Origin of the sequence: Vibrio injensis (genome assembly GCF_001895205.1) — a bacterium.
In the GTDB taxonomy this organism is placed as follows: Bacteria; Pseudomonadota; Gammaproteobacteria; order Enterobacterales; family Vibrionaceae; genus Vibrio; species Vibrio injensis.
Map to the genome: position 1 here is coordinate 1 of NZ_BDJF01000023.1, position 24195 is coordinate 24195.

The window sequence follows — 24195 nt, forward strand, 5'->3', positions numbered from 1 at the left end:
TACTATGTGCAATTATAATAATAATTGCTTATTCTATTAAAAATAATAAACATTGGATGCGTATCGGTGTTACTATTATATTAGCGACAGTATCTATCTCCTATATGATGAAAGATACCATCAGTAAACGCATTGAACAAACGAGAGTAGAGATAGAAAGAATTGAATCTGGTGATCTAGCCAGTTCAATAGGCTTAAGATTACAAATGTGGCAAGCGGCAACAGAAATTGCCAAAGTTAACCCATGGTTTGGGGTCGGCTCTGAACATAAAAATATTCTTATTTCTTTAGTTGAAGAAGGTAAACTACAAGAAAGTATTGGCGAGTTTCACCCTGACCATTATCATAACCAATTCTTTGAAAACTTAGCCAAAATGGGAATAATTGGATTAATTCTAACTATTTTATTAATGCTGACACCTATTATCTATGCGATTAAGAAGAATGTCGCTAATCGTGAGCTGATCATATCATTATCCGTACTGTTTTTTATTGCTTGTTTAACAGATGTACCTTTTTGGTATGCTGAAACCAGTCTATTGTATTTTTTATTAATCATTCCTCTCTGCAATAGTAAGCTTGAATGATAAATATATAATCCATCAAAAATCAAGCCCGAGTTTAAATAACTTGGGCTTGATTTTTTATAATTTCAACCATCTCTCTAGTATTTTTATTTTTGTCTGCATTCGATTAGGAAAAATATAAAAACAACGCATCAAAAATAATTTTATGGCTTTCATCGTGTAATTCTCTATTACCATACTAGGATCGCAATGGCGTTGATACCATTTTTGCCACTCAAAGAACTGCACATGGGCAACCTTTCCACTACGTCTTGACACCCTTGCTGTGCCTAAAAACTTTTGACACAGCCCCAATCCAATCCGACGTGGTGAGGCAACGATTAAATTATTAGCAACCACTTTTTCTGATTTTAATAATGTCTCTTGATTGTTATCAAGCAAGCTATTTAGAGCAAGACTTGAATCAAATTTTTGAATCGCTGCTAAAAATAGAGCCTGAGTACAATCAATCACAAAATCAGGAAAGCCGTTATTAATCGGCACCGATTCGGTGGGTTGAAAGTCTTCAAATAGGGCAATATCCCATAAGGCCAGCACATCTTCCGTTCGTCCATAATAGAAAAAATCACTAATATGAAAAGCAACCGGAAAGCCTTTGGCATAACGCCGAGTAAAAACATCACTCACTACCACATGCTCTTTAAAAAAAGCGTACTCTTGAGAGCGCTTTCGATATTGCTGTTGTAGCTCAACAAAATGATTACCCGTTAAATAGTTATCGCTTCTTAATTTCACCGCGTAAGGGGTCACGACTTGTTGTAGGCCCGCTTTTGATGACACAATTTGCCTATTGTTGTTATAAGGTTGCGGTTTTCCTTCGATGGTGTAATGACGAACGTTAGCTCCGGGGTCTTCAGAAATGACTAATTGGTCATAATCCAAACCGGTAAGATCTTGATTTGGCCAAGTAGACAATATAATTGTTGCCCCTGGGAGGTACTCTCTTACCGATTGTAAGCACTTATGCGTTATGTTTGGTTCTTGAGGACGGTCTTGAAAAGTTTGTACTGGACCTTGTACAACGACGGTAATATCACGAAAATCCATCACGCATTTTCTCACTCAGTTGTTCATACTTTTTACCCACTTCTCGATAATCAAGAAAATGAATGTCTTCAATGCCAACAGTTGGCGGATTGGCTAAAATCGCATCAATTTTTGCAGCTAATTGATCAATATCTTGTCGCGGTACAATCCATTCCTTTAGACGTTCACCGAGCAGCTCCCTCACTCCACCGGCATCGGTTGCTACCACTGGCGTTCCTAGCATCAGGCTCTCAATGACGACTGTTGGTAAACCTTCAACATCAGAACTTAATACATACAGGCTTGCCTGTTTAAAATAGGGTAATAAGTTATCACAAAAGCCCCAGAAAATGACCTTATCTTGAATGCCTAATTGGATCGCCAATTGTTGTAAGTCTTTGAGTTTTCGTCCTTCGCCAAAAATGACCAGCGGCAAGGCTTGTTGGGTTTTAGCATAAGCGCGCAGTAAAATATCAAACCGCTTAGTTCTATCTGGTCGCCCTGCTGCCATAATAAAATGCTCGGGAACCTTTTCGGTCTGACCTTGATTGGCTTTATCAATTAGATCGTCAAAATTAAAGCCATTATAGATAGCTTCAATACTTCTCGGGGTCGCTTGCATATTATTCAGCATATCTTGTTTCACTGACTCAGATACGCAGAGTAACCGTTTACCGCTGTACACTTTTTGATAGATTTTTTGATACAGCTTTCTGGTTAAACGAGAACGCCGTCCAAGAAAATTATCGGTCTTACAACTGTGTAATACACCATAAAATGGTAAGCGTAACGCATGCAAAGGAATACAGAGGACACCATGAACGAAAATACTATCGTAACCAGCAAATAGCGGTTCAATTTGCCGACAAAAATAGCGGCTTAAAAAGTAATCATAAATATGTCTACTGAGCAGATTTTTCAGTAAACGAAAAGGTAAGCCCTTGAAGGAATACAAGCTGTTGCTACTCATTCCTTTGATATCTATGTATTGATCATTATCTCTGAGATCGTCAGCAAACCATTCAAGAAAAATCAGATCGACTTGATGTCCTCTGTCTCTCAAATATTGGACAGTTGCTTGAGTGACGCTGTAAAGGCTGGTGTTATAATTGCCAGCTATCACAAAAGCAATTTTCATTTTTGTCATTGCTCGATCTCTATGACTACAAAAAACTCATCACGAATGCTACCATAAATGCCTTTATAACCACCACGACGTTTGATATGAAAAGGCTGATTGTTGATCTCGATGGCACTATCACTACCGCAGATACCTCTGATTATCGTCATGTTTCTCCTAATTTAGCAGTGATTGAACGCTTACGCGAATACCAAGCTCTCGGGTTTAGTATCACCATTTCCACCGCACGAAATATGCGCACTTATGAGGGTAATGTCGGCAAAATCAATATCCATACCTTGCCAATTATTACCGAATGGCTCGACAAACACCAAGTTCCGTATGATGAAATTCTGGTCGGCAAGCCGTGGTGTGGACAAGCGGGTTTTTATATTGATGATCGCGCTATTCGTCCTTCTGAGTTTGCTACTTTAAGTTTAGATGCCATTAATGACTTACTCGAAAAGGAACGTCACTCATGTTCCTAATTATGTCTGGCGCTTATGTAGGGCAAGATCTTCGTGCTGAATTTGGGATGATTCCTCCCGCCTTCTTACCTTTAGGAAATCGACGACTTTTCCATCACCAAATCGCTTTGGTTCCTAAAGGAAAACCAATTTATCTTTCTATTCCTCAGTCCTATCAGGTAGAAGCATTCGATAAACAATGGTTAACCGAACATAACGTTGAACTATTAGCATTACCGGACGATCTCTCTTTGGGTGAATCGTTAATGGCAGCTTTAGCCTTAACCTCTCAATCTTTTGATACGGATCTGAGCATCCTCTACGGTGATACATTACTCACACCTCCAACACAAAAGGATGTGATTACGATTGCTCAGGTGGATAGTGGTTATAACTGGGCAACCATTGATGAAAACAATTCTCAATGGTTGGCAACAGAAGACAGCAATTTGACGAGTCAAAGCCAAGTGGTTAGTGGTTTTTTCAATTTTTCATCACCACGCACATTAATGCGTTGTTTAAGTCAAACCCATTGGAACTTCTTACAAGCATTAAACGTTTACCACAAAACTCTCGGCATTCAAGTCAGTCAATCTAATGATTGGCTCGATTTCGGCCATGTAAATACTTACTATCGCTCCAAAGCTGAATATACAACGCAAAGGGCGTTCAATGAACTGACAATTACCCCTGACTGGATAGAGAAAAGCAGCGTTAAAGAGCATAAAATTGTGGCGGAATCGCTTTGGTTTCAACACATCCCAAATGAATTAAAACATTTTTCTCCGCAGTTTCTCGGTGAATATACTAAGAACGACAAAGTGGCATATCGTTTAGAATATCTATATCACAATGCGTTAAATGAATTGTTTGTTTTTGCCCGCTTACCAGAAATGACATGGCGACAAATTTTGCTGCAAATGCGTACTTTTCTTTCTGCTTGTTACTCAATGACCGCACCTGAACATGCCGTTACCGATTCGTTAGAAACGCTATTTGCTAGCAAAACCGAGCAGAGATTGATGCAGTTCTGTCAAGAACGACAATTCGACTGGACACATCCTTGGACTTATAATCAACACCCACACTTAAGTCTTAAAGCGTTACATGAGGCGTCTTTGCAGCATTTACCAACGAGTCAAGTGGCGACCGTCATGCATGGTGATTTTTGCTTTAGTAATATTTTGTATGACTTTCGTAAAAATCGTATTAAAGTCATCGACCCTCGAGGCATGACGGCAGATAATCAACCCACTATTTATGGGCATATCGAGTATGATATTGCTAAGGTTTGCCATTCAGTGATTGGTTTGTACGATTGGATCATTGCTGGGTATTATCGCGTTGATATCAATAAATACACGATTGAGTTTTCACTGGCCGATACTGATCACCTCTCTGACGTACAGCAACTCTTTTTGGACACACTCTGTGCCGACTACCAGTTGACGGCTAAGGCACTCTACGCGATGCAAATTCAACTGTTTTTATCTATGCTCCCCCTACATAGTGATGATCTTTCTCGACAAAACGCTTTATTAGCCAATGCGTTTCGACTTTATAACTGCATGTTAGAGGCAAAGTAATGATTGTGATCCCGATGGCCGGACTCAGCTCTCGCTTTTTTAAAGCCGGATTTGATAAACCCAAATATATGCTAGATGCTCATGGCAAGAGCCTTTTTGAGCACGCCGTGAGCAGTTTCCAGCACTACTTTCAAAGTGAACATTTTTTATTTATTGTCCGAGATGTCGATAATACCGTCGAATTTGTCAATCAACAGGCACAAACATTGGGCATCCGCTCCTTTAGTGTCAAGTTGTTGACCCAAGAAACTCGGGGCCAAGCAGAAACAGTCTTTATCGGTATTGAGGATGAGGGTGATCAAGAACAATCACTCACCATTTTTAATATCGATACCTTTAGACCAGGGTTTGTTTTCCCTAGCGAACTCGCTCACTGGGATGGCTATCTTGAAGTCTTTGATGGCCAAGGTGACAATTGGTCATTTGTCCGGCCACAATCAGCAAACACAACACGAGTGATCGAGACTGCAGAAAAAAGACCCATATCACAACTTTGTTGCACGGGGCTCTATTACTTCGCGTCACTGCAAGACTATCGCGATGCTTATCAGCATTACCTCGCTTTACCACCAGAGTTGTGGGAAAAAGGCGAGCTTTATGTGGCTCCGTTGTACAATTACTTAATTCAGCAAGGTAAACAGATCCATTATCACTTAATCGAACGCGATGAAGTTATTTTTTGTGGTGTTCCTGATGAATATTATGCTTTCTTAAAGCAAGAGCCTTCTGCTTTCAAAGGTTAACACGCTACTTATGAATCGTATTCTTATCATTGGCCCATCTTGGGTGGGCGATATGGTGATGTCGCAATGTTTATATATCACCCTTAAAAAGCAGTATCCTGATGCTTTGATTGATGTCATGGCTCCCGCTTGGTGTAAACCCATATTGGAGAGAATGCCGGAAGTCCATCGCGCATTAGAACTGCCTTTTGGGCATGGCGAATTTAATTTTTTTGCTCGTCGAGCACTTGGGCTATCCCTACGTGGTCAATATGATCACGCCTACGTTCTACCTAATTCTGCTAAATCAGCTCTGATCGCTTGGTTTGCGCGTATCCCTGTACGTACAGGCTGGAAGGGAGAGATGCGCTATGGTCTTTTAAACGATATTCGGAGTAACAAAAAACAGTTCCAATATATGACTGAGCGCTATGTGGCACTGGCTTACGACAAATCAACCATGACTGGCTCTGATGCTTTAGGGGGCTTAGATAAGCTACCAAAGCCTAAATTGACCATTACACCAGAGCAACAGCAAACTACCGCTAGAAAGTTTTCTTTATCGCAAGGTGATACCGTTGGCCTTTGCCCTGGCGCCGAATTTGGCCCCGCCAAACAATGGCCAACCACTCATTACGCCCAAGTTGCCACCTATTTGCTACAGCAAGGTAAGCAGGTATGGTTATTTGGTTCAGCAAAAGACCGCGTGACGACTCAAGCCATTATTGATCAGGTGCCTGAAACGCTTAGAACTCACTTGGCTGATTTGGCTGGAAAAACCAGCTTAATCGAAGCCGTTGATTTACTCTCTTGCTGCCAAACCGTAATCAGTAACGACTCAGGATTAATGCACGTGGCTGGCGCTGCTGGCTGTCAGGTTATCGGTGTTTATGGCTCAACCTCCCCGCATTACACGCCTCCTTTGGCTGAGAAAAGTGCTATTGTCCATACAGACATAGAGTGTCGTCCTTGCTTTAAACGTGAATGCCCTTACGGTCATTTAAAGTGCTTAACTGAATTGGCCCCACAACAAGTGATCATGGCCTTGCAGACTTTTGAGTCGTCAAGCGTGGAGCTATAACGTGCTGATTCGCTGGCTATACAGTACACTACTATTACTCGCAGCGCCTTTTATGCTTCGCTCGTTGTATAAACGCAAACCGGGTAAACCGCCTTTTGGCTCTCGATGGCAAGAACATTTTGGTCGAACCCCAAAACTCAATGGCTCAAAAAGCCCAATTTGGATTCATGCTGTATCCGTCGGTGAATCAATAGCCGCCACACCTATTATCCATGCGATTAAACAACATAATCCACAGCAATCGATCATTGTTACCACCACCACCAGTACCGGTGCGCAACAAATTGCTAAATTAGGCAATCTGGTTGAACATCGCTATATGCCGTTGGATTTTTCCTATTGTGTACGTCGATTTTTAAACGTGGTACAACCAAGCCAACTGCTGATCATCGAAACGGAATTATGGCCGAATACGCTGCGCTGTGTTGCTCAGCGCTCGATTCCGATCACAGTAATTAATGCTCGTCTTTCTGAACGATCTTGTCGGCGATATCAACGGTTTCAAGTGGTTTTTGATCAACTAGCCTCACATATTACTAAGCTGTTATGCCAGTATCCAAGTGACGCAGAACGCTTTTTACGGTTAGGTGTTGCAAAAGAAAAAGTCATGGTCACGGGCTCAATAAAGTTTGATCTCAATATCAATCATGAGGTAATCCAAGCCGGTCAGCAGCTTCGCCAGCAATTGGGTCCACATCGCCCAATATGGATCGCCGCAAGCACCCACAAAGGTGAAGATGAACTTTGCTTGGCCGCTCATCGGCAAGTATTGACTATTTACCCAGAAGCTTTGCTGATCCTTGTGCCTCGTCATCCAGAACGTTTTGATACGGTCGCACAACTTTGTAGAGCTGAAGGTTTTACTTTAAGTCGACGAACAGAGCCAATGACTGTAAAGACTCAGATTTATCTTGGAGATACCATGGGTGAGATGCTGACCTTGATTGGTAGTGCAGATATTTGCTTTATGGCTGGGAGCTTATTGGGCAATAAAGTCGGAGGGCACAATCCACTAGAGCCAGCAGCGTTAGCAAAGCCGATACTTAACGGCCCCAGTTATTATAATTTCAGTGAAGTGACAGAGGCTTTATTAACAGCGAATGCGGTACGCCTTTGCGCTTCAACTGAAGAAATTGCTGACACCCTGATTGAGCTATTCAGTCATCCTGATGCTGCTCGTGAGCAGGGGCAAAAAGCCGCGCAAGTAGTCGCAGTCAATCGTGGCGCGCTAGCAAAAACCGTAGCGGTTATTTTCTCTACAAATTAAGAGACATAGCCCGCTAATAGTGACTGCCATTGCTGCTTTTGCCAGTGAATACCAAATCGCTGCTGCTCTTTATGAAAAGAGCGCAGCAAACGCTGTAAATTCGCTTCTTTCCACTTTTCACCAGATTGCTGATGGCATTTATCAAAATCGATAATCCATACCTTGTCTTGATCATCAATTAAAATATTATGGATGTTAAGGTCGGTATGATTAACTTGCGCGCGATGCACCTTAGCAATCTCTTGACCTATCAAAAAATAGTGTTGCTCATCGAGGGGGGTTTCCTGCAAAACCGCCACTAGATCACGGGCATTGGTGATTTTTTCACTCAATAAATCGGCTTGATAAACCAGTCCGCGTTTAACCGCTCGCGCGGCTATTGGGCGGGGGACATTCACACCTTGTTGACGTAAATGTGCCAACAGATGGAACTCAGCATAGCTGCGCGTTTTATGCCATCCTTGAAACCAATATTGATCGCTAACTACCTTGCCAAATAATCCACCACGATGGTAATGACGCAACGCCGCCTCTATATGCTGCATAGCAACAAACCACGTCGTTCCTCGCCCCTTAGCACTACCAATGATTTTTTGTTCAGCGTGCCAATAAGCCACATCAAAAAGATCGTAGAGTGGTTCACTAACCCATTGATCGTCATACCAAATCATTTGCTGCTTAAGCGAGCATTGCTTAATCATTATGAGTTATCCTTCATAGACTTATAAATAATGAGTATAGATAAGCACCGTCCATATTAGTCCGGCTAGTAGTAATGTCACCATTACCGCCGCAGACCCGATATCTTTCGCACGCCCACTCAGCTCATGACGCTCAGAACCGACTCTATCCACCACCGCCTCAATCGCTGAGTTAAGCAATTCCACGATCAGCACTAATACTACGCTAGAGAACATCAATAATCGTTCCAATGCAGGCAAATCTAGCAGGCATAAAGTAACGCCAGCAATCACTAGCAATAGCAACTCTTGGCGAATAGCCGCTTCATGTTGAAAAGCGGCTTTTAACCCTTGCCATGAATAACCGGCCGCATTGATGATTCGGCGTAATCCTGTCGCGCTAGGTTTTCCGCTAAAGGGAGGTTGCATCATGAATCTCTCTTATTTTATGGTGGATTTGAAAAGGCTTATTTTACATTTATCGGTGGACTCTGCATAATTTAGGCTCATTAATAAGTGAGCTTTTTCTATGCCTCTGTTTTCTTCGCCGCCTCAGTCTGTCTGTTTTTTACGCCTTTCAGCGATAGGTGATGTCTGCCATGCCGTCGCCGCTGTTCAAGCTTTGCAAAAACACTGGCCAGACACCAAAGTAACTTGGATCATTGGCAAAGTTGAAGCGCAGTTATTACAAGGCTTAGACCATGTCGAACTGATCATCTTCGATAAAAAAGCGGGTTTCGCTGGTATGAAAGCGGTTTGGCAACAATTAAAAGGCCGGCGATTTGATGCCCTCATCCATATGCAGCTTGCGCTGCGAGCCAGCTTACTGACGTTAGGGATTCATGCTCAATACAAAGTGGGCTTTCATCGCCGACGTGCCAAAGAAGGCCAGTGGTTATTCACAAATCGAAAAATTGCCGATCATCAATCTACTCACGTCTTAGACAGCTTTTTGGCCTTTATTGAGTATCTCGGTGTACCTCGCACAGCACCAACATGGTCAATGCCGATTGGTGAGCCAGAACGAGCCTTTGCTCGTCAACAATTACACGATAAGCCAAGCGTGGTGATTTGTCCTGCAGCCAGTAAAGATGAGCGAAATTGGTTAGCCGAGCGTTATGCACAATTTGCCGATTATGTTACCACTCAAGGTTATCAAGTGGTGTTGTGTGGGTCACCTGCCCCACGAGAAGTTCAGTTAGCAACAACAATTTCAGGATTAATGACTCAACCTGTCATCAATCTGGTAGGCGAAACCAGCTTAAAACAATTAACCGCTATACTGGGTGAGGCTAAGTTAGTACTTGCTCCAGACTCAGGGCCAGCCCATATCGCCACAACGCAAGGCACACCAGTACTTGGTTTGTATGCGCATAGTAACCCTAAACGTACCGGGCCTTATTTTAATATTGACGATGTGGTGAGCGTATATGAAAAAAACGTCACTGAGCAACAAGGAAAACCACTTCATGAGCTGGCTTGGAGCACGCGAGCCAAAGGCGCAGATTTGATGCAACAGATCTCGCTAGCAGAAGTGATCAAAGCTTTTGAGCGCATGATGTCATCCCAGCGCACTCAAAAAGATAAGCGCCACTAACGGCAATTCAACCATAACCCTTAAGGTGCTTTTTAATGCGAATTCTAATTTTTAGCTCTTATCATGATGCGTGGAATAGTGTCCGTCCTGAAGCGGAAATGTTTATCGAGATCGCCAAACTTGGTCACGATGTGACGGTTATGACTCAAGGAGACTCAGAATATCTTCCTCGATTTAAAGAAAACGGTATCAAAGTTATCGATTGTTACCCAAGTAAGAAAATTTGCTGGAAAGCAATTCAAACCTTACGCACTGAATTAGCTAAATATCACTATGATATTGTCTACGCAATGAATTCAAGGACCATTCCTAATGCTGCGTTTGCTTGTATCGGTTTTAAACACACGAAATTGGTTACTTATCGAGGTACCGTCGGTGGATTATATCGCCATGACCCCACCGCTTATCTCACTCACCTACATCCACGCGTCAACGGAGTGGTCTGCGTTGCTGAGGCGGTGGCTAATGATGTCAAATCGCGAGTGTGGAAAAACAAGCAAAATGTGGTGACGATTTATAAAGGTCATGATATTGCTTGGTATCAAGCGCAACCTATAAACTTAAGCAGCTTAGGCCTCCCTGATGATGCGTTTTGTGTCATTTGCATTGCCAATGCTAGATTAAGTAAAGGCGTGCATATTTTACTCGATAGCACCAAACAACTGGCTGATTTGGGTAATTTACACCTTCTCTTGGTTGGCCGAGATATGCAGACCGAGCAAAACTTATTATTAGCCAAATACAGTGGTATGCAAGAACGTATTCATTTTCTTGGTTACCGTAAAGATGTCCCAGAATTACTCGCCGCGAGCGCTGTACAAATCCAACCCTCAATCAGCGGAGAAGGACTGCCTAAAACGATCATTGAAGCCATGGCGATGGGTATCCCTTCTGTGGCGACCACGACGGGGGGAGGGAAAGAATTATTGGTTGATGGTGAAAGTGGCTTTATTGTCCCAGTACAAGACCCCACAGCGATTGCCGAAAAAATTCGTTTACTCTACCAATCACCTGAGCTACGTCAATTGATGGGGCAACGTGCTCAACAGCGGATGATTAATGACTTTTCTTGCCAAGAAAGCGCTAAACAGCACCTAGACTTTTTTCAGCGGTTATTAGGGTCTGTTGACCTTTCGAGCTGATAATATTGAATCGCGAAAAGACAACAGATCCTATATTCGTAATTAAAAACTTTGAGCTTGTGAATGACATAAACTCATCCACTTATTTTTGGGGATAACTACTATGGCAGATTCAATGCCAACACTCGCAGTAGCACTGATTGTAAAAAATGAAGCTAAGCATTTGCAAGCGTGCCTAGAAACCGTTGCTGATTGGGTCGATGAAATTGTGATCCTTGATTCAGGCAGTACCGATGACACTGAACAGATTGCTCGCCGTTTCACCGATAAATTTTTTGTTAATCGTGATTGGCAAGGTTTTGGCCCTCAACGCCGCTTAGCTCAACAATATGTAACGGCCGATTATGTACTGTGGCTAGATGCCGATGAGCGCATTACCCCAGAGTTAAAACGCTCGATTCAACAGGCAGTACAAGCTAATGAAAACCAAACTCTCTATAGTATTTGTCGTCTAAGCTGGGTTTTTGGGCGATATATTCGTCACTGCGGCTGGTATCCCGATAGGGTTGTACGCTTGTACCCAACCGCATTGACGCACTACGATGAATCACTAGTACATGAAAAGGTCATAATTCAACCGGACATGCAAGTAAAATACCTGCAAGGCGATGCGATTCATTACACCTATAATGATATTCACCATTACTTAGTAAAATCTGCTGGTTATGCGAGAGCATGGGCGGAACAACGGCAAAAGCGCGGTAAAAAAAGCAGCATCAGCCAAGGTATTTTACATGCACTGGGCTGCTTTCTTAAAATGTACGTTATTAAGGCTGGCTTTTTAGACGGTAAGCAAGGTTTCTTACTGTCGCTATTATCGGCGCATTCAACCTTTGTTAAATACGCCGATTTATGGGTTAGAACCCAAACTGAGCCGCCCAAGGATTAAGCTCGACGAGCACCTGATCGATCTCGATTCGGCTCATATCGGCTTGATCCTGTTTTGATTCTGCTGGTGGTGGAGTAAACGCAATATGGCGGCCTGATGAATTTAAAGGCAGCCAACGTAACGGGGTTGATGAACGTTTGGCGGGAAAAAAACCTACTGTTGCTACATCCAAAGTAGCAGCGATATGCAGTGGTCCGGTTGAGCCAGCAATAAACAGATCCGCGCAGGCGATTGAGCGAGTAAAATCCACCAGCCCGTCATTTTTATCATACAACGCGGAAGTGGCGCCTTGTCGCTCTAATAAAGCTTTTAACTCCGCCGCTTTCGCTTCCTCTCCCGGTCCAGCCGTCAGAACTATCTCTTTCTCGCCTTGAATACCTAGTAATAACTGGGCGTATTGCGAGAGAGAGAGGTTATTCGCTGAACCACCGCTGCCAGCATGAACAAATAGCCACGGCTGATTAATGTTCAAGTTCAACTGCTCCGCGAGTTTCTGTTTCTGGTTCGCTATCAATGCTGGTTCAAATTGCAAATAAGGAGCTTTAGGTTCAATGATCGGCTGGCCAATGTCCTGCAAAAAAGCTCGGATCAGATCGAGATTATATTGATATTCTGGTTTTGCAGATTGAGAACGCTGCTGCTTAATCCGTTTATTATAAAAAATCTGAGCCAATTTGGTCGCAGGAGCAAGACGATAGGGTATGCCCGCTTTCCAGACTAAAAGAGCGTTATAAGTGGTTGAGAATAGATTGATCGAAGCATCAAAATTGTGCGCTTTTATCGCTCGTAAACACTGTTTTTTTTGCTCAGGGGAGCCATTTTTCGTTGGATCAATCAATACCTCATCAATCCATGGACACAGTTTAGCCAGTGCCTCTGTATAGTGCGGGACCAATGCCGTAATCTGACAATCGGGCATGGCGTTTTTTAACATTGCAAAGCTTGGCCAAGCCAGCATAAAGTCGCCAATTTTATCGTTACGAATTACCAATATTTTTTTCATGATTCTTTTTCTCACCAGCTCGTTAGCCGCTCTATGATACCGAGTTGAATAGGTTATTGAGAGTATTTTTGCTACTATCACACTAAGTTAATCAGTTGTGAGTCACTGTCGTGAGCCAAAAACGCATTTCTCGGGTTATTTATCCCGGTACTTTTGATCCGATCACCAATGGACACTTAGATATTGTTGAACGTGCCGCCAGTATGTTCGATGAAGTGATTATTGCGGTAGCAGCAAGTCCCAGTAAAAATACCATGTTTACTTTGGATGAACGGGTCGCATTTACCCAAGCGGTGACTCAGCATTTACCTAATGTCACCAGTAAAGGCTTTAGCGGTTTAATGGTCGATTTTGCCCGCACAGAACAAGCCAATGTTTTGATCCGTGGTCTAAGAACCACAGTGGATTTTGAATATGAATTTGGCCTAACCAATATGTATCGCCGCTTAATGCCGGGGTTAGAAAGCGTGTTCTTAACCCCAGCAGAAGAATACGCTTTTATTTCATCGACCATTGTCCGTGAAGTGGCAATTCATGGTGGCAATGTTGATGGCTTTGTTCCTGCCGTTGTCGCGCACGCTTTGCACAATAAAAAACAAATTTAGCGCTGACAAGCATCGCAAAAAAAGGTGTTGCGCTGAGCGATCTTTTGCTCAGTGATCGATTCTGCACAAATGGGACAAGGTTTACCGCCTTTGCCATACACTTGCAGCTCTTGGGCAAAATAGCCGGGCTTGCCATCGGCTTGCGAGAAATCTTTCAAGGTTGTGCCACCTTGCTCAATGGCCGTCGCGAGTACGGCTTTTATCTCGCTAACCAAGCATTGCCATTCAAGGTTCGATAAGCTGTGCGCTGGTCTTAAAGGGTGGATTTTGGCTTTAAACAGTGATTCATTAGCGTAAATATTGCCCACCCCAACCACGTTTTTATTATCCATAATAAATGCTTTTATCGCTAAGCGTTTATTATGCGCGCGTTTAGCAATCGTCTCGGCATTAAACGCGTCGGTCAATGGTTCAGGCCCCATATGTTCAAGTAAGGGGTGACGCTCTCCGGAAGCAATGTAGAGCCAAGCGCCAAAGCGGCGTGGATCGTGATAGCGCAGTAACTTGCCATTCGCAAGAACAAGATCAACGTGATCGTGCTTACCTGCTGGGAAATCTGCGTCTAATACTCTCAGGGCTCCCGACATACCGAGATGAATAATCGCACTGCCTGCCTTGGTTTCGATAAATAGGTATTTTGCGCGGCGTGAAATGGCAACAATCTTCTGACCTTCGAGCTGAATTAACTGATGGGGAATAGGCCAACGCAACTTTTCACAGCGCCAAGTCACTGCAGCGATGGTTTGACCCACTAAATGCGGCGAAATGCCTAAACGACTGACTTCAACCTCGGGTAATTCAGGCATCATAGCTCCAAGATGGTTTACGAATTAAGATCTTAACGACTGGATGAAGGGAAAAGATAATCGGCTTCCACTGAGATAGCAATCCACTTATCTTGCCAGTTTTTAAATAGCCAAAACTGCGGTGCTTGATAATAAGTGATCCGTTGTGGCTCTTCCAGATCTTGATACCAGACTTCGATGGTTTGCGGTCCTATCAAGCTCGGTTGTAACGAACGTACGGTTTGTTCATCAACCTCAGTACCGACTAAAGCTTGCCAGCGCTGCACTAGCTGTTCAGGTGTTGCATCAATCGAAGGAGTTACTTGCCACTCACCTTGATCTAGCGTCAGCTCAAACGCTCGTGTATAAACGGCCTGTAATGGTGCATTCGGAATAAATAAACTTGGGTAAACTTGTTCTTCATTGCTGTTAGACATCAGATAAGATTTAAGTAATGGCGGTAAGTTTAACACTCCAATAAACAGCAGTACCAAGATAATCAGGATATTGTTCCATCGCCGACGACGATGAGGGGCAATACGCATGCAGCATTCCTTAGCTGATGAACAGGATGAACTAAGAATAGCAAAGTAGCTAGCTAGGTTCTAGGTTCTAGGTTCTAGGTTCTAGGTTCTATTTTATCCACATAAAGAAAAACCCAACCAAATTGGCTGGGTTTTCGCTACTTTTACAACAGAATGCGCAATCAATTACTTGATTTTGCCTTCTTTGTAAACAACGTGCTGGCGAACTACTGGATCAAACTTTTTGATCTCAAATTTGCCTGGCATGTTGCGCTTGTTCTTGTCAGTTGTGTAGAAGTGACCAGTACCTGCAGAAGATATTAGTCGGATTTTCTCACGAATGCCTTTAGCCATTGCTCAATTCCTCTTAAACGTTTTCGCCACGTGCACGGATATCAACAAGAACAGCATCGATGCCTTTCTTATCAATGATACGCATGCCTTTAGCAGTTAGACGTAGTTTAACAAAACGTTTTTCGCTCTCTACCCAGAAACGATGAGTTTGTAGGTTCGGCAGAAAACGACGCTTAGTAGCATTTCGTGCGTGTGAACGGTTGTTACCCGTTACTGGACGCTTACCAGTTACTTGGCATACTCGGGACATGAATGTCTTCTCCAAATCGTTTCAGCTCGATATCAACCTTGGTGGCCGAACCTCGTTCTCGATGTATTAAGAAATTTGAGGTTAAAAACCGTTATGGAAAATCCATACAAGGCTATCAAAGGTCGCGTATTATACTAACTTGACATGCATTGCTCAAGACCCGAACAGATCCTTTTTACGGATTTGGTGATCTTTTTTAAGCAGAGCTGAGTTTAGGTTGATAATTTAGTGCGCGAATCATACCAGAATAATCTTAAGTCACAACATAAAATATCCGTCAAATCCATCCTAGTTCTGCAAAGGAAACCACCTCACCATCACCAATCACAAAGTGGTCAAGCACTCGAATATCCACTAACTGCAAGGCTTCTATCAAACGCTGAGTAATTCGGCGATCCGCTTGGCTTGGTTCAGCAATACCAGAAGGATGGTTATGCGCCAGAATTAACGCCGCCGCATTGAGTTGCAACGCCCGCTTGACGACTTCCCTAGGGTAAACACTAGCGGCATCAATTGTCCCTTCAAATAAGATTTCATCTTGGATAACACGATGTTGATTATCGAGAAAAAGAATATAAAAGGCTTCACGATGACGATCGCGTAGCACACTGGTTAAATATAACTTGGTTTGTTGGGGGCTAGTCAACGCGTCACCGCGCTTTAACGTTTCAGCCAAGTAACGCTGAGTCATTTCTAAGACCGCTTGTAATTGAACAAATTTTGCTTCTCCCAATCCTTTATGTGCACAAAACTGATCTTTACTGGCAGAAAACAAAGCGCGCAATGAACCAGATTGACGTAATAAAAAATCCGCCAATTCTAAGACATTCATCTCTGGCGTACCGGTGCGTAAAAAAATGGCTAACAGTTCAGCATCAGATAACGCTTGCGGTCCTCTGATAAGTAATTTTTCCCGTGGCATTGATTCGACAGGAAGATCTTTAAGGCCCATGATTCAGCTCCAAGTCTGCTAAATAGGGGGCGAAGTGGCGCTCTCTCACCACAAAGCAACCGATTATTTAAACTAGATTAATGTCGCACATGAGCTCTTTTATAAGCCAAGAATAGACTCAGGCCCAAATGGGCCTGAGTGAAGATGGGAATAAGATCAATCTCGGTGGTAACTCATTTGTTGATTAAAGCTTAAAGTGACTGACGAGATTCCCCATTTGTTGTCCTGAGGACGCCAAGCGTGAGCTGATCGATTCTGAGTGCTGTAAATTATCACTCAACTGGTTAACGATTTGCTGAATCGCGACCAAGTTCTGATTGATGTCTTCGGCTACCGCACTTTGCTGCTCTGCCGCCGATGCGGTTTGGATCCCCATATCTTGAATTAAACCGACGGCTTGTGAAATCCCAGCCAAACTTTGTTTGATATGCATCGATTCTTCAGCGGTTTTTTCGCCCCGCTTTTGGCTAGTATTCATGCTTTCAACCGCTTTGCTTACCCCTTGGTGAAGAGACTGAAGCATCTCACTGATCTCTTGCGTACTATTTTGTGTCCGACTGGCCAACGAACGAACTTCATCAGCGACCACGGCAAAACCTCGGCCTTGTTCTCCAGCTCGCGCCGCTTCGATAGCCGCATTCAATGCTAGTAGGTTTGTCTGCCCCGCGATTTCACCAATCACATTTAACACTTGAGTGATTTTATCGGTACGCTGACTCAGATCTTGAATCGCGTCTGAGGTGAGGTTAACCTCACGCACCAATTCGCTGATCCCTTCAATTGCACTATTCACTTCATGCTGGGCATCTCGGATTTGACCATTAGCAGATTCAATCGCTTGCGAAGTCGCATTGGTATTATTCGCCACTTCTCGTGCGGTGGCACTCATCTCTGTCACCGCGGTCACAACTTTATCTGTTTCAAGGCAGTGGCTGTTCATTTTCTGATTAGATTGCGTGGTTTGTGTATCTAACTCTCCGGCAGCCAATTGCACTTCTTGTGCCGATTCTCGTAACTGTTTGATCATCGGGTGGAGTTTATCCATAAAGGCATTAAACGCTTTGGCAACCTCACCAATTTCATCTTGGCTTTCGACTTTTAGTCGAGCGGTTAAATCCCCTTCACCAGCCGCCACGTCTTGCAGTGAGGCAACCACGTGCTGTAATGGCGCAACCCCCTTAGCCACCAACGCGCTAACCACCATACTGGTGATCAATAATCCAACTAACGATAAACCAATCGTTGACCACATTTGCTCTTTCGCTTGGTCTTGACGCAATACTTGAAATTGGGCGACTTGTGCATCGATATCATCAATATAAATTCCAGTGCCCAGTACCCAATCCCATTTAGGTAAATACTCGGCATAGCCCAGTTTGGGCGCTTGCGCATTAATCGTCGGTTTATGCCAAGAAAAATACAGAAAACCATCACCGGATTTCGCGGCGCGGATCAGCCCAGCAATCACTGGCACGCCATTTTCATCTTGCAAACCATAGAGATTTTTTCCTTCCAGAGAGGGATTGATGGCATGCAAGGTATTGACACCTTGTGAATCATAAGCAAAAAAGTAACCATCACTTTCAAAACGCATTGCTTTCAGTAAGGTTTTTGCTGCAGCTTGATTCTCACCATTACGATCACTCTCATACAGGGACTGAACCGCAGTCACACCCATCATTAAATACGCTTGCAACTCAGCTTTACGAGTCTCGACCAATTGCTCGCGATATTGGGTTAATTCTTGTTCGAGTGCGCGCGCGTTACTCCAATAATTCACCATGGTCATTAATCCAGTGATCAGCATCAATGGAATCAACGTCAATAATAGCAATTTGGTTCTGCTCTTTAACGAGATCATTCTGTCATCCTAATTAGCTTTTTGTTGTTTTTATGATGCAGAAAAAATCGCAATATATCTGTGAGTCCCCGTGAAATTTGACGATATTTAGGCCAACCAATTGGTTTTTTGTTCGGCGTAAAATGAGAAAATCCTCATAACTATTGATAAACCATATAATTCAGAGAGAAAATGCAGCGAACACGGCAGCCACATATTTCGGGAGTTGTGCTAACATAACTCGCAGAATTTTCGAGGAATCCAGATGCAAACATTAGCAGGAAAACATATTCTGCTTGGCATTAGTGGCGGCATTGCGGCCTATAAATGCGCAGAATTAACCCGTCGCTTACGCGAACGAGGCGCGGAAGTCCGTGTGGTGATGACCCATGCAGCAAAAGAATTTATTACCCCTTTAACCATGCAAGCCGTCTCGGGGCATCCTGTTGCAGATAGCTTACTTGATCCTGCTGCAGAAGCGTCCATGGGGCATATCGAGTTAGCTAAATGGGCGGACTTGGTATTATTAGCGCCGGCAACGGCGGATCTTATCGCACGTTTGGCGGCCGGGATGGGCAATGATTTATTGACCACTTTGGTGCTTGCGACCGATGCTCCCGTGGTGATTTCACCCGCCATGAACCAACAGATGTACCGTAATCAAGCAACACAAGATAATATCGCGACCCTCGTGCGACGCGGCGTTTCGGTATGGGGGCCTGCCGCTGGAGAACAAGCCTGTGGCGATATCGGGCCGGGACGTATGCTTGAGCCACTCGAATTGGTTGAGCGCTGTAACGTTTTTTTTGCGCCTAAACCTTGGCTGGGGAAAAAACTGTTGCTTACTGCAGGACCGACACGCGAAGCGTTAGATCCCGTTCGTTATATTACTAATCACAGTTCAGGCAAAATGGGCTTTGCCATTGCCGAGGCAGCGGCTACTCTAGGCGCTGAAGTGACGTTAATCAGTGGGCCGGTTACCTTAACAACGCCTGCCAAAGTGAAGCGGATTAATGTTCAGAGTGCACTAGAGATGCACGCAGCGGTGATGGATCATGCCCAACAACATGATGTCTTTATCAGCTGTGCAGCGGTCGCGGACTATCGGCCTGACGTCGTCGCTACGCAAAAAATCAAAAAAACGGAACAGAGCGATACACTGTGTATCACTATGGTTAAAAACCCAGATATCGTAGCTTCGGTGGCGGCATTAACCGAACGCCGCCCTTTCACAGTAGGGTTTGCCGCAGAAACACAGGATGTGGAAAAATACGCTCTAGGAAAATTGACCAAGAAAAAGCTGGATATGATTTGTGCCAATGATGTCTCTGTTACTGGCCAAGGTTTTGATAGCAACGACAATGCACTGACAGTGTATTGGTCCAATGGTCAACACGCTTTGCCACTCAGCAGCAAACGTGAGTTAGCCCAAGCGTTAATGTTATTCATTCATCGCCATCTATAGTAGATACGCATGAGTACTCGCTTTGCCAGTAAGTTTATCATCGCACAACCACTCGTTAGCGAGGAACCCACTTAGCTAACTCGGCAAAGCTTGCCGCTTATTATCTCGCTATCAATGGTCATCAAAGGAAATCGGGTTATGGCTGGTAACAAAAAAATCAATCGCCGTGAAGAAATACTCCAAGCATTGGCACAAATGCTGGAATCCCATGAAGGTGCCTCGCGCATCACGACGGCCAAACTCGCTAAGCAAGTCGGCGTATCGGAAGCCGCTTTATATCGTCATTTTCCCAGTAAAGCGCGAATGTTTGAGGGGCTGATTGAATTTATTGAAGAATCACTCATGTCACGTATTAATCGTATTTTGGATGAAGAAAAAGACACGTTAAATCGCATTCGCCTCGTTGTGCAGCTGATTTTAGCCTTTTCCGAACGTAACCCTGGTCTGACGCGAATTTTATCCGGTCATGCTTTAATGTTTGAAAATGAGCGGCTGCGAGAGCGCATTAATCAGTTGTATGAACGAATCGAAACGTCTCTGCGCCAGATTTTACGCGAACGTAAACTGCGTGAAGGGAAATCGTTTCCTGTCGATGAGAGCATTTTAGCGGCACAATTACTCGGCCAAGTCGAAGGAAGTTTAAACCGTTTTGTTCGTTCTGATTTCAAATATCTGCCTACCGCTAATTTCGAGGCGTATTGGGCATTACTGAGTGCACAAATTAAGTAGTAATTACCATGACAAATCCCAAAAAATACGGCAAACCAGAATTTTCAGTGGCATTACTGCACCCTAAATATTGGGGTGTATGGCTGGGCTTTGGTTTTCTCGCACTGATGGTTAATCTCCTTCCTTATTCATGGCTATTAAATATTGGCCGTAGCCTAGGCCAATTTGCTATGCGCTTTGGTAAAAAGCGGGTACATATTGCGCAGCGAAACCTCGAATTGGCTTTTCCAGAGATGACCGCCACTGAGCGCCAGCAGTTTGTGATTGAGAACTTTAAAAATACCGGCGCAGCACTGATTGAAACGGGTATCACTTGGTTTTGGCCAACGTGGCGTTTTAAAACCTTATTGGTTGAAAAAGATCTTTCCGCGCTGCGAAAACATGACCAAAACAGCCGAGGCGTACTATTGTGTTGTGTGCACGCGTTAAATTTAGAAATTACCGCTCGAGGTTTCGCGGTATTAGGATTACCTGGTTATGGCGCATATCGACCACATTCAAACCCTGCCTATGAATTCATTCAATATCGGGGACGAACACGTAATGGTAACCAATTAATTGATCGCACTGATTTAAAGCAGATGATTCGAGTACTCCGCCAAGGCGCACGCCTTTTTTATCTGCCCGATCAAGATTATGGACATAATAAGTCTGTGTTTGTGCCTTTCTTTGCCGTGCAAGAAGCCTGTACTACGACAGGTACCAGCATTTTAGCTTATACCAGCCACTGTGCGATTGTCATGGGCTCTGGTTTTCGCAATACACAAGGTCGCTATGAACTAATGGCCGATCTGTCTGTTGAGACCGACTATCCACAAAAGGATGAAACGACGGCGGCGGCTTATATGAATAAGTACGTTGAACAGGTTATCTTACGTGCTCCAGAACAATGGATGTGGCTGCATAAACGATTTAAAACCTTACCAGATCCTGAATTAAGGGACAGTCGCTACGCCTAAATGATTTGCCTGCGCTATTCATTTGCCGGCACTACTTTCTGCGACGAAAAGAGCTTTATCAGCGCATGATCTGAATCATAGGTATTAAAAAGGGAAGTCCGTTACACTGGCTTCCCTTTTTCATTTCTCACTCTTGCCATTTATGTATAACGACCAATTTGTGATGTTACTGGCGGTGTTTGAACGCGCGGCCCTACTGCTGATGGTGCTGTTTTGGTTAACACGCTTGCACCTGATTCAAACCATAGTACAAAAGACCGATCGCCGGCCCGCGGAAACCACCTTGCTGGCGGCGCTGTTTATCGGTTTTGCCCTGTTTAGCACTTATACTGGAGTCAATGTGGATGGTTCTTTGGTCAACGTACGGATTATTGCCATTGTCGCCGGCGGTATTTTGTTTGGCCCTTGGGTTGGGGTCAGTGCCGGCGTCGTTTCTGGGCTGCATCGCTACTTAATTGATATTGATGGCCCCACTTCACAAGCCTGCTTGATTGCTAGCATAGTGGCGGGATTATTATCGGCGTTGATCCATTATCGAGCTGACAAAGCTCACTATGCTCGCTACGGTATTTTGGTCGGCATGGCGTGCGAAGCGCTCACCATGGGACTGATTGTACTGCTCGCCGAAGATAATCAGTTGGCTTATAGCATTGTCAGCCACATCAGCTTTCCGATGATCGCGGGTACTTTATCTATTGGCTTGATTATTCAACTGGTGCAACACCTAGATGATGAAAAAGAGCGTCTTGCTGCCCAGCAAGCCAAACAAGCGTTACATATTGCTACGCAAACTTTGCCCTATTTTCGCCAAGGTGGCCGTTCGGCTTTAACGAAAGGTTGCCAAGTCATTTTACAAAACACACAAGCCGATGCGGTTGCGATCACCGATACACAAGATGTCCTAGCTTATGTCGGAATCGGTGAAGAAGAGTACCTCGATGCGCATCATCAAATCAGTGAACTGACCCAACAAGCGGTCAAACTCGGCCAACAAATCATCAGTAATAATTTGAATCTACATAACTTTCGCTCCTTGTTGATCATTCCGTTGTGGGAAAATCAACAAGTCGCTGGCACCTTAAAGATTTTTTATCGCCAACCGAACCGTATTCGTCGCCCACTCAAAGAGATGGCGATTGGTTTATCACAGCTGATCTCCACGCAATTAGAAGTCTCTCGGGTGGAACAATTAAAAGAAATGGCTAGCCAAGCCGAATTTTCTGCCCTGCAAAGCAAGATCAATCCCCATTTTCTGTTTAATGCGTTAAATGCGATATCCAGCTTGATTCGTCTGCGCCCCGATGAGGCGCGCAGCTTAATTGGTAATTTAGCAGACTTCTTACGCTATAATTTGCAGCGCACACAAATTCTCATCCCATTAGAGGATGCGTTAAAACAAGTGCGCGACTATGTGGCCATTGAACAAGCTCGCTTTGGGCGTAAACTGCAAGTGCATTTTGATGTTGAGCCGGTCGCAATTTCGATTGCGCCGCTTTTGATCCAACCTTTGGTGGAAAACGCCATTCAACATGGATTTCAGCCTTCGGCACACGCCTGCGAGGTGACGATCAAAGTACGCAAAACCGCGCAAGGTGCGCAAATTACCATCACAGATACAGGGGTGGGTATCGCCGCAGAACTGATTGATAAGCTGTATCAAGGTGACATAGACAGTCAGCATATTGGCTTAATGAACGTTCATCAGCGATTGCAGTTACTGTACGGTCAAGGGCTGCATATTGAACGGTTAAACCCCGGCACACAAATTCGCTTTGATATTCTCACTAAGGGGAAAACATGTTACGCGCAATAGTGGTTGAGGATGAATATCTGGCTCAAGAGGAGCTGCGTTATTTAATTGCCAAACACAGTGATATTGAGATTATCGCCAGCTTTGACGATGGTTTGTCAGCGTTAAAATATCTACAAAACCATCCGGTAGAGGTGCTGTTTTTAGATATTAATATGCCCGCGATGGATGGCATGTTATTAGCTCGTAGTCTGCCAGCCGCCATTCGACCTCCTTATATTATTTTCACCACCGCTTACAAAGAGCATGCGGCGGAAGCCTTTGAACTGGACGCTTTTGATTATTTGTTAAAACCGCTCAATGAGCAGCGAGTGCAAAACGTGCTCGATAAGTTACAACAGGCACAATCGATCAAGCAGCCGAAGCCAAGCAGTACGCCGCTGCACCTTATGCGTGAGAATCGGATTCGGATCACCGAACCTGAGCAGGTCATTTACGCCATGGCGAAGGAGAAAATTACTCTAGTGTACTGTGAAGATGGTGAGTTTTATGTGCCGTATCCGATCAGTGATTTTTGTGACCAGTTGCCAGCGCAGCACTTTTTCCGCTGTCATCGCTCTTATTGTGTCAATCTCACTCGCGTGCAGGAGATCATCCCTTGGGTTAACAGTACGTACCTCCTGCACTTACAAGGTACGCAAAGCGAAATCCCTGTCAGCCGGAGTAACTTAAAAGCCTTCCGCGAGCGAATGCAATTGTAATTCATGCCAAATAATTGCATTTGATGCGCGAGTAATGCAGCTCATTTTATCTTG

Annotated in this window: 26 protein-coding genes; 15 read left to right on the plus strand and 11 right to left on the minus strand. The window is 44.1% G+C overall.

Annotated features, from left to right (window positions below; all coding sequences use genetic code 11):
* Nucleotides 1–587 (plus strand): O-antigen ligase family protein (locus BSR11_RS10095; RefSeq protein WP_139299825.1); only part of this gene is annotated, 587 nt, incomplete at its 5' end.
* A gap of 57 nt (nucleotides 588–644) precedes the next feature.
* Here BSR11_RS10095 and BSR11_RS10100 read toward each other — a convergent pair.
* Both BSR11_RS10100 and BSR11_RS10105 read right to left on the minus strand, forming a co-directional pair.
* The gene (locus BSR11_RS10100; RefSeq protein WP_072670281.1) at nucleotides 645–1634 is read right to left on the minus strand and encodes a WavE lipopolysaccharide synthesis family protein; all 990 of its coding nucleotides are present in this window, start codon (nucleotides 1632–1634) and stop codon (nucleotides 645–647) included.
* Entirely contained in the window at nucleotides 1621–2760 is a 1140-nt protein-coding gene (locus BSR11_RS10105) for a glycosyltransferase (protein WP_072670282.1), read from the minus strand. The genes BSR11_RS10100 and BSR11_RS10105 overlap by 14 nt, the downstream gene beginning before the upstream one ends.
* 77 nt (nucleotides 2761–2837) lie before the next feature.
* Here BSR11_RS10105 and BSR11_RS10110 point away from each other — a divergent pair, with 77 nt between their 5' ends.
* The 5 genes from BSR11_RS10110 to waaA are packed head-to-tail and all read left to right on the plus strand — an operon-like array spanning nucleotide 2838 to nucleotide 7856.
* Entirely contained in the window at nucleotides 2838–3221 is a 384-nt protein-coding gene (locus BSR11_RS10110) for an HAD family hydrolase (protein ID WP_072670364.1), read from the plus strand.
* Nucleotides 3212–4786 carry a phosphotransferase gene (locus BSR11_RS10115; protein WP_072670283.1) on the plus strand — a complete coding sequence of 525 codons (1575 nt, stop codon included), beginning with the start codon at nucleotides 3212–3214 and terminating at the stop codon, nucleotides 4784–4786. Before BSR11_RS10110 ends, BSR11_RS10115 begins: the two co-directional genes overlap by 10 nt.
* Nucleotides 4786–5529, plus strand: coding sequence for a glycosyltransferase family 2 protein (locus BSR11_RS10120; RefSeq protein ID WP_072670284.1), 744 nt, complete (start codon nucleotides 4786–4788; stop codon nucleotides 5527–5529). The genes BSR11_RS10115 and BSR11_RS10120 overlap by 1 nt, the downstream gene beginning before the upstream one ends.
* 10 nt (nucleotides 5530–5539) lie before the next feature.
* Nucleotides 5540–6589, plus strand: a complete 1050-nt coding sequence (gene waaF / locus BSR11_RS10125) for a lipopolysaccharide heptosyltransferase II (protein ID WP_072670285.1) — start codon at nucleotides 5540–5542, stop codon at nucleotides 6587–6589.
* Nucleotide 6590: 1 nt separating this feature from the next.
* Nucleotides 6591–7856: a lipid IV(A) 3-deoxy-D-manno-octulosonic acid transferase gene (waaA, locus tag BSR11_RS10130; RefSeq protein ID WP_072670286.1), complete on the plus strand. Its 1266-nt coding sequence runs from the start codon at nucleotides 6591–6593 to the stop codon at nucleotides 7854–7856.
* Here waaA and BSR11_RS10135 read toward each other — a convergent pair.
* Complete coding sequence (locus BSR11_RS10135; protein WP_072670287.1) at nucleotides 7853–8557, minus strand: 3-deoxy-D-manno-octulosonic acid kinase; 705 nt, start codon at nucleotides 8555–8557, stop codon at nucleotides 7853–7855. The two genes, waaA and BSR11_RS10135, sit on opposite strands and share 4 nt — an antisense overlap.
* A 21-nt stretch (nucleotides 8558–8578) precedes the next feature.
* Nucleotides 8579–8965, minus strand: a complete 387-nt coding sequence (locus tag BSR11_RS10140) for a diacylglycerol kinase (protein ID WP_072670365.1) — start codon at nucleotides 8963–8965, stop codon at nucleotides 8579–8581.
* Between the two features lie 100 nt (nucleotides 8966–9065).
* Here BSR11_RS10140 and BSR11_RS10145 point away from each other — a divergent pair, with 100 nt between their 5' ends.
* The 3 genes from BSR11_RS10145 (at nucleotide 9066) to BSR11_RS10155 (ending at nucleotide 12164) form a co-directional block, all read left to right on the plus strand.
* A complete protein-coding gene (locus tag BSR11_RS10145; protein WP_072670288.1) occupies nucleotides 9066–10133 on the plus strand; it encodes a glycosyltransferase family 9 protein in 1068 nt (355 codons plus the stop codon).
* A 35-nt stretch (nucleotides 10134–10168) separates the two neighbouring features.
* Complete coding sequence (locus BSR11_RS10150; protein WP_072670289.1) at nucleotides 10169–11275, plus strand: glycosyltransferase family 4 protein; 1107 nt, start codon at nucleotides 10169–10171, stop codon at nucleotides 11273–11275.
* Nucleotides 11276–11378: 103 nt separating this feature from the next.
* Nucleotides 11379–12164, plus strand: a complete 786-nt coding sequence (locus tag BSR11_RS10155) for a glycosyltransferase family 2 protein (protein WP_072670290.1) — start codon at nucleotides 11379–11381, stop codon at nucleotides 12162–12164.
* Here the strand turns inward: BSR11_RS10155 and BSR11_RS10160 are convergent.
* Nucleotides 12133–13167 carry a glycosyltransferase family 9 protein gene (locus BSR11_RS10160; protein WP_072670291.1) on the minus strand — a complete coding sequence of 345 codons (1035 nt, stop codon included), beginning with the start codon at nucleotides 13165–13167 and terminating at the stop codon, nucleotides 12133–12135. The two genes, BSR11_RS10155 and BSR11_RS10160, sit on opposite strands and share 32 nt — an antisense overlap.
* 110 nt (nucleotides 13168–13277) lie before the next feature.
* On the opposite strand from BSR11_RS10160, the gene coaD reads away from it, so the two are divergent.
* Nucleotides 13278–13772, plus strand: coding sequence for a pantetheine-phosphate adenylyltransferase (coaD, locus tag BSR11_RS10165; protein WP_072670292.1), 495 nt, complete (start codon nucleotides 13278–13280; stop codon nucleotides 13770–13772).
* Here the strand turns inward: coaD and mutM are convergent.
* The 6 genes from mutM to BSR11_RS10195 form a co-directional block, all read right to left on the minus strand.
* The gene (mutM, locus tag BSR11_RS10170; RefSeq protein ID WP_072670293.1) at nucleotides 13769–14578 is read right to left on the minus strand and encodes a bifunctional DNA-formamidopyrimidine glycosylase/DNA-(apurinic or apyrimidinic site) lyase; all 810 of its coding nucleotides are present in this window, start codon (nucleotides 14576–14578) and stop codon (nucleotides 13769–13771) included. The genes coaD and mutM overlap by 4 nt on opposite strands.
* A gap of 32 nt (nucleotides 14579–14610) precedes the next feature.
* Nucleotides 14611–15102: a hypothetical protein gene (locus BSR11_RS10175; protein ID WP_072670294.1), complete on the minus strand. Its 492-nt coding sequence runs from the start codon at nucleotides 15100–15102 to the stop codon at nucleotides 14611–14613.
* A 165-nt stretch (nucleotides 15103–15267) separates the two neighbouring features.
* Nucleotides 15268–15435: a 50S ribosomal protein L33 gene (gene rpmG / locus BSR11_RS10180; protein WP_004397475.1), complete on the minus strand. Its 168-nt coding sequence runs from the start codon at nucleotides 15433–15435 to the stop codon at nucleotides 15268–15270.
* A 13-nt stretch (nucleotides 15436–15448) separates the two neighbouring features.
* A complete protein-coding gene (rpmB, locus tag BSR11_RS10185; RefSeq protein ID WP_004728407.1) occupies nucleotides 15449–15685 on the minus strand; it encodes a 50S ribosomal protein L28 in 237 nt (78 codons plus the stop codon).
* Nucleotides 15686–15962: 277 nt separating this feature from the next.
* Nucleotides 15963–16637, minus strand: a complete 675-nt coding sequence (radC, locus tag BSR11_RS10190; RefSeq protein WP_072670295.1) for a RadC family protein — start codon at nucleotides 16635–16637, stop codon at nucleotides 15963–15965.
* A 184-nt stretch (nucleotides 16638–16821) separates the two neighbouring features.
* Nucleotides 16822–18498, minus strand: coding sequence for a methyl-accepting chemotaxis protein (locus BSR11_RS10195; protein WP_072670296.1), 1677 nt, complete (start codon nucleotides 18496–18498; stop codon nucleotides 16822–16824).
* Nucleotides 18499–18742: 244 nt separating this feature from the next.
* On the opposite strand from BSR11_RS10195, the gene coaBC reads away from it, so the two are divergent.
* The 5 genes from coaBC to BSR11_RS10220 all read left to right on the plus strand — a co-directional run bounded on the left by coaBC (nucleotide 18743) and on the right by BSR11_RS10220 (nucleotide 24141).
* Complete coding sequence (gene coaBC / locus BSR11_RS10200; RefSeq protein WP_072670297.1) at nucleotides 18743–19942, plus strand: bifunctional phosphopantothenoylcysteine decarboxylase/phosphopantothenate--cysteine ligase CoaBC; 1200 nt, start codon at nucleotides 18743–18745, stop codon at nucleotides 19940–19942.
* 138 nt (nucleotides 19943–20080) lie between these two features.
* On the plus strand, nucleotides 20081–20671 hold the full coding sequence (gene slmA / locus BSR11_RS10205; protein ID WP_072670298.1) for a nucleoid occlusion factor SlmA: 591 nt from the start codon (nucleotides 20081–20083) through the stop codon (nucleotides 20669–20671).
* A gap of 8 nt (nucleotides 20672–20679) precedes the next feature.
* Nucleotides 20680–21630 carry an LpxL/LpxP family Kdo(2)-lipid IV(A) lauroyl/palmitoleoyl acyltransferase gene (lpxL, locus tag BSR11_RS10210; protein ID WP_072670299.1) on the plus strand — a complete coding sequence of 317 codons (951 nt, stop codon included), beginning with the start codon at nucleotides 20680–20682 and terminating at the stop codon, nucleotides 21628–21630.
* Nucleotides 21631–21793: 163 nt separating this feature from the next.
* Nucleotides 21794–23443, plus strand: a complete 1650-nt coding sequence (locus BSR11_RS10215; protein ID WP_139299828.1) for a LytS/YhcK type 5TM receptor domain-containing protein — start codon at nucleotides 21794–21796, stop codon at nucleotides 23441–23443.
* Nucleotides 23428–24141 (plus strand): LytR/AlgR family response regulator transcription factor, encoded by a 714-nt coding sequence (locus BSR11_RS10220; protein ID WP_072670301.1) that lies wholly within the window; start codon nucleotides 23428–23430, stop codon nucleotides 24139–24141. The genes BSR11_RS10215 and BSR11_RS10220 overlap by 16 nt, the downstream gene beginning before the upstream one ends.
* Nucleotides 24142–24195 lie beyond the last annotated feature (54 nt).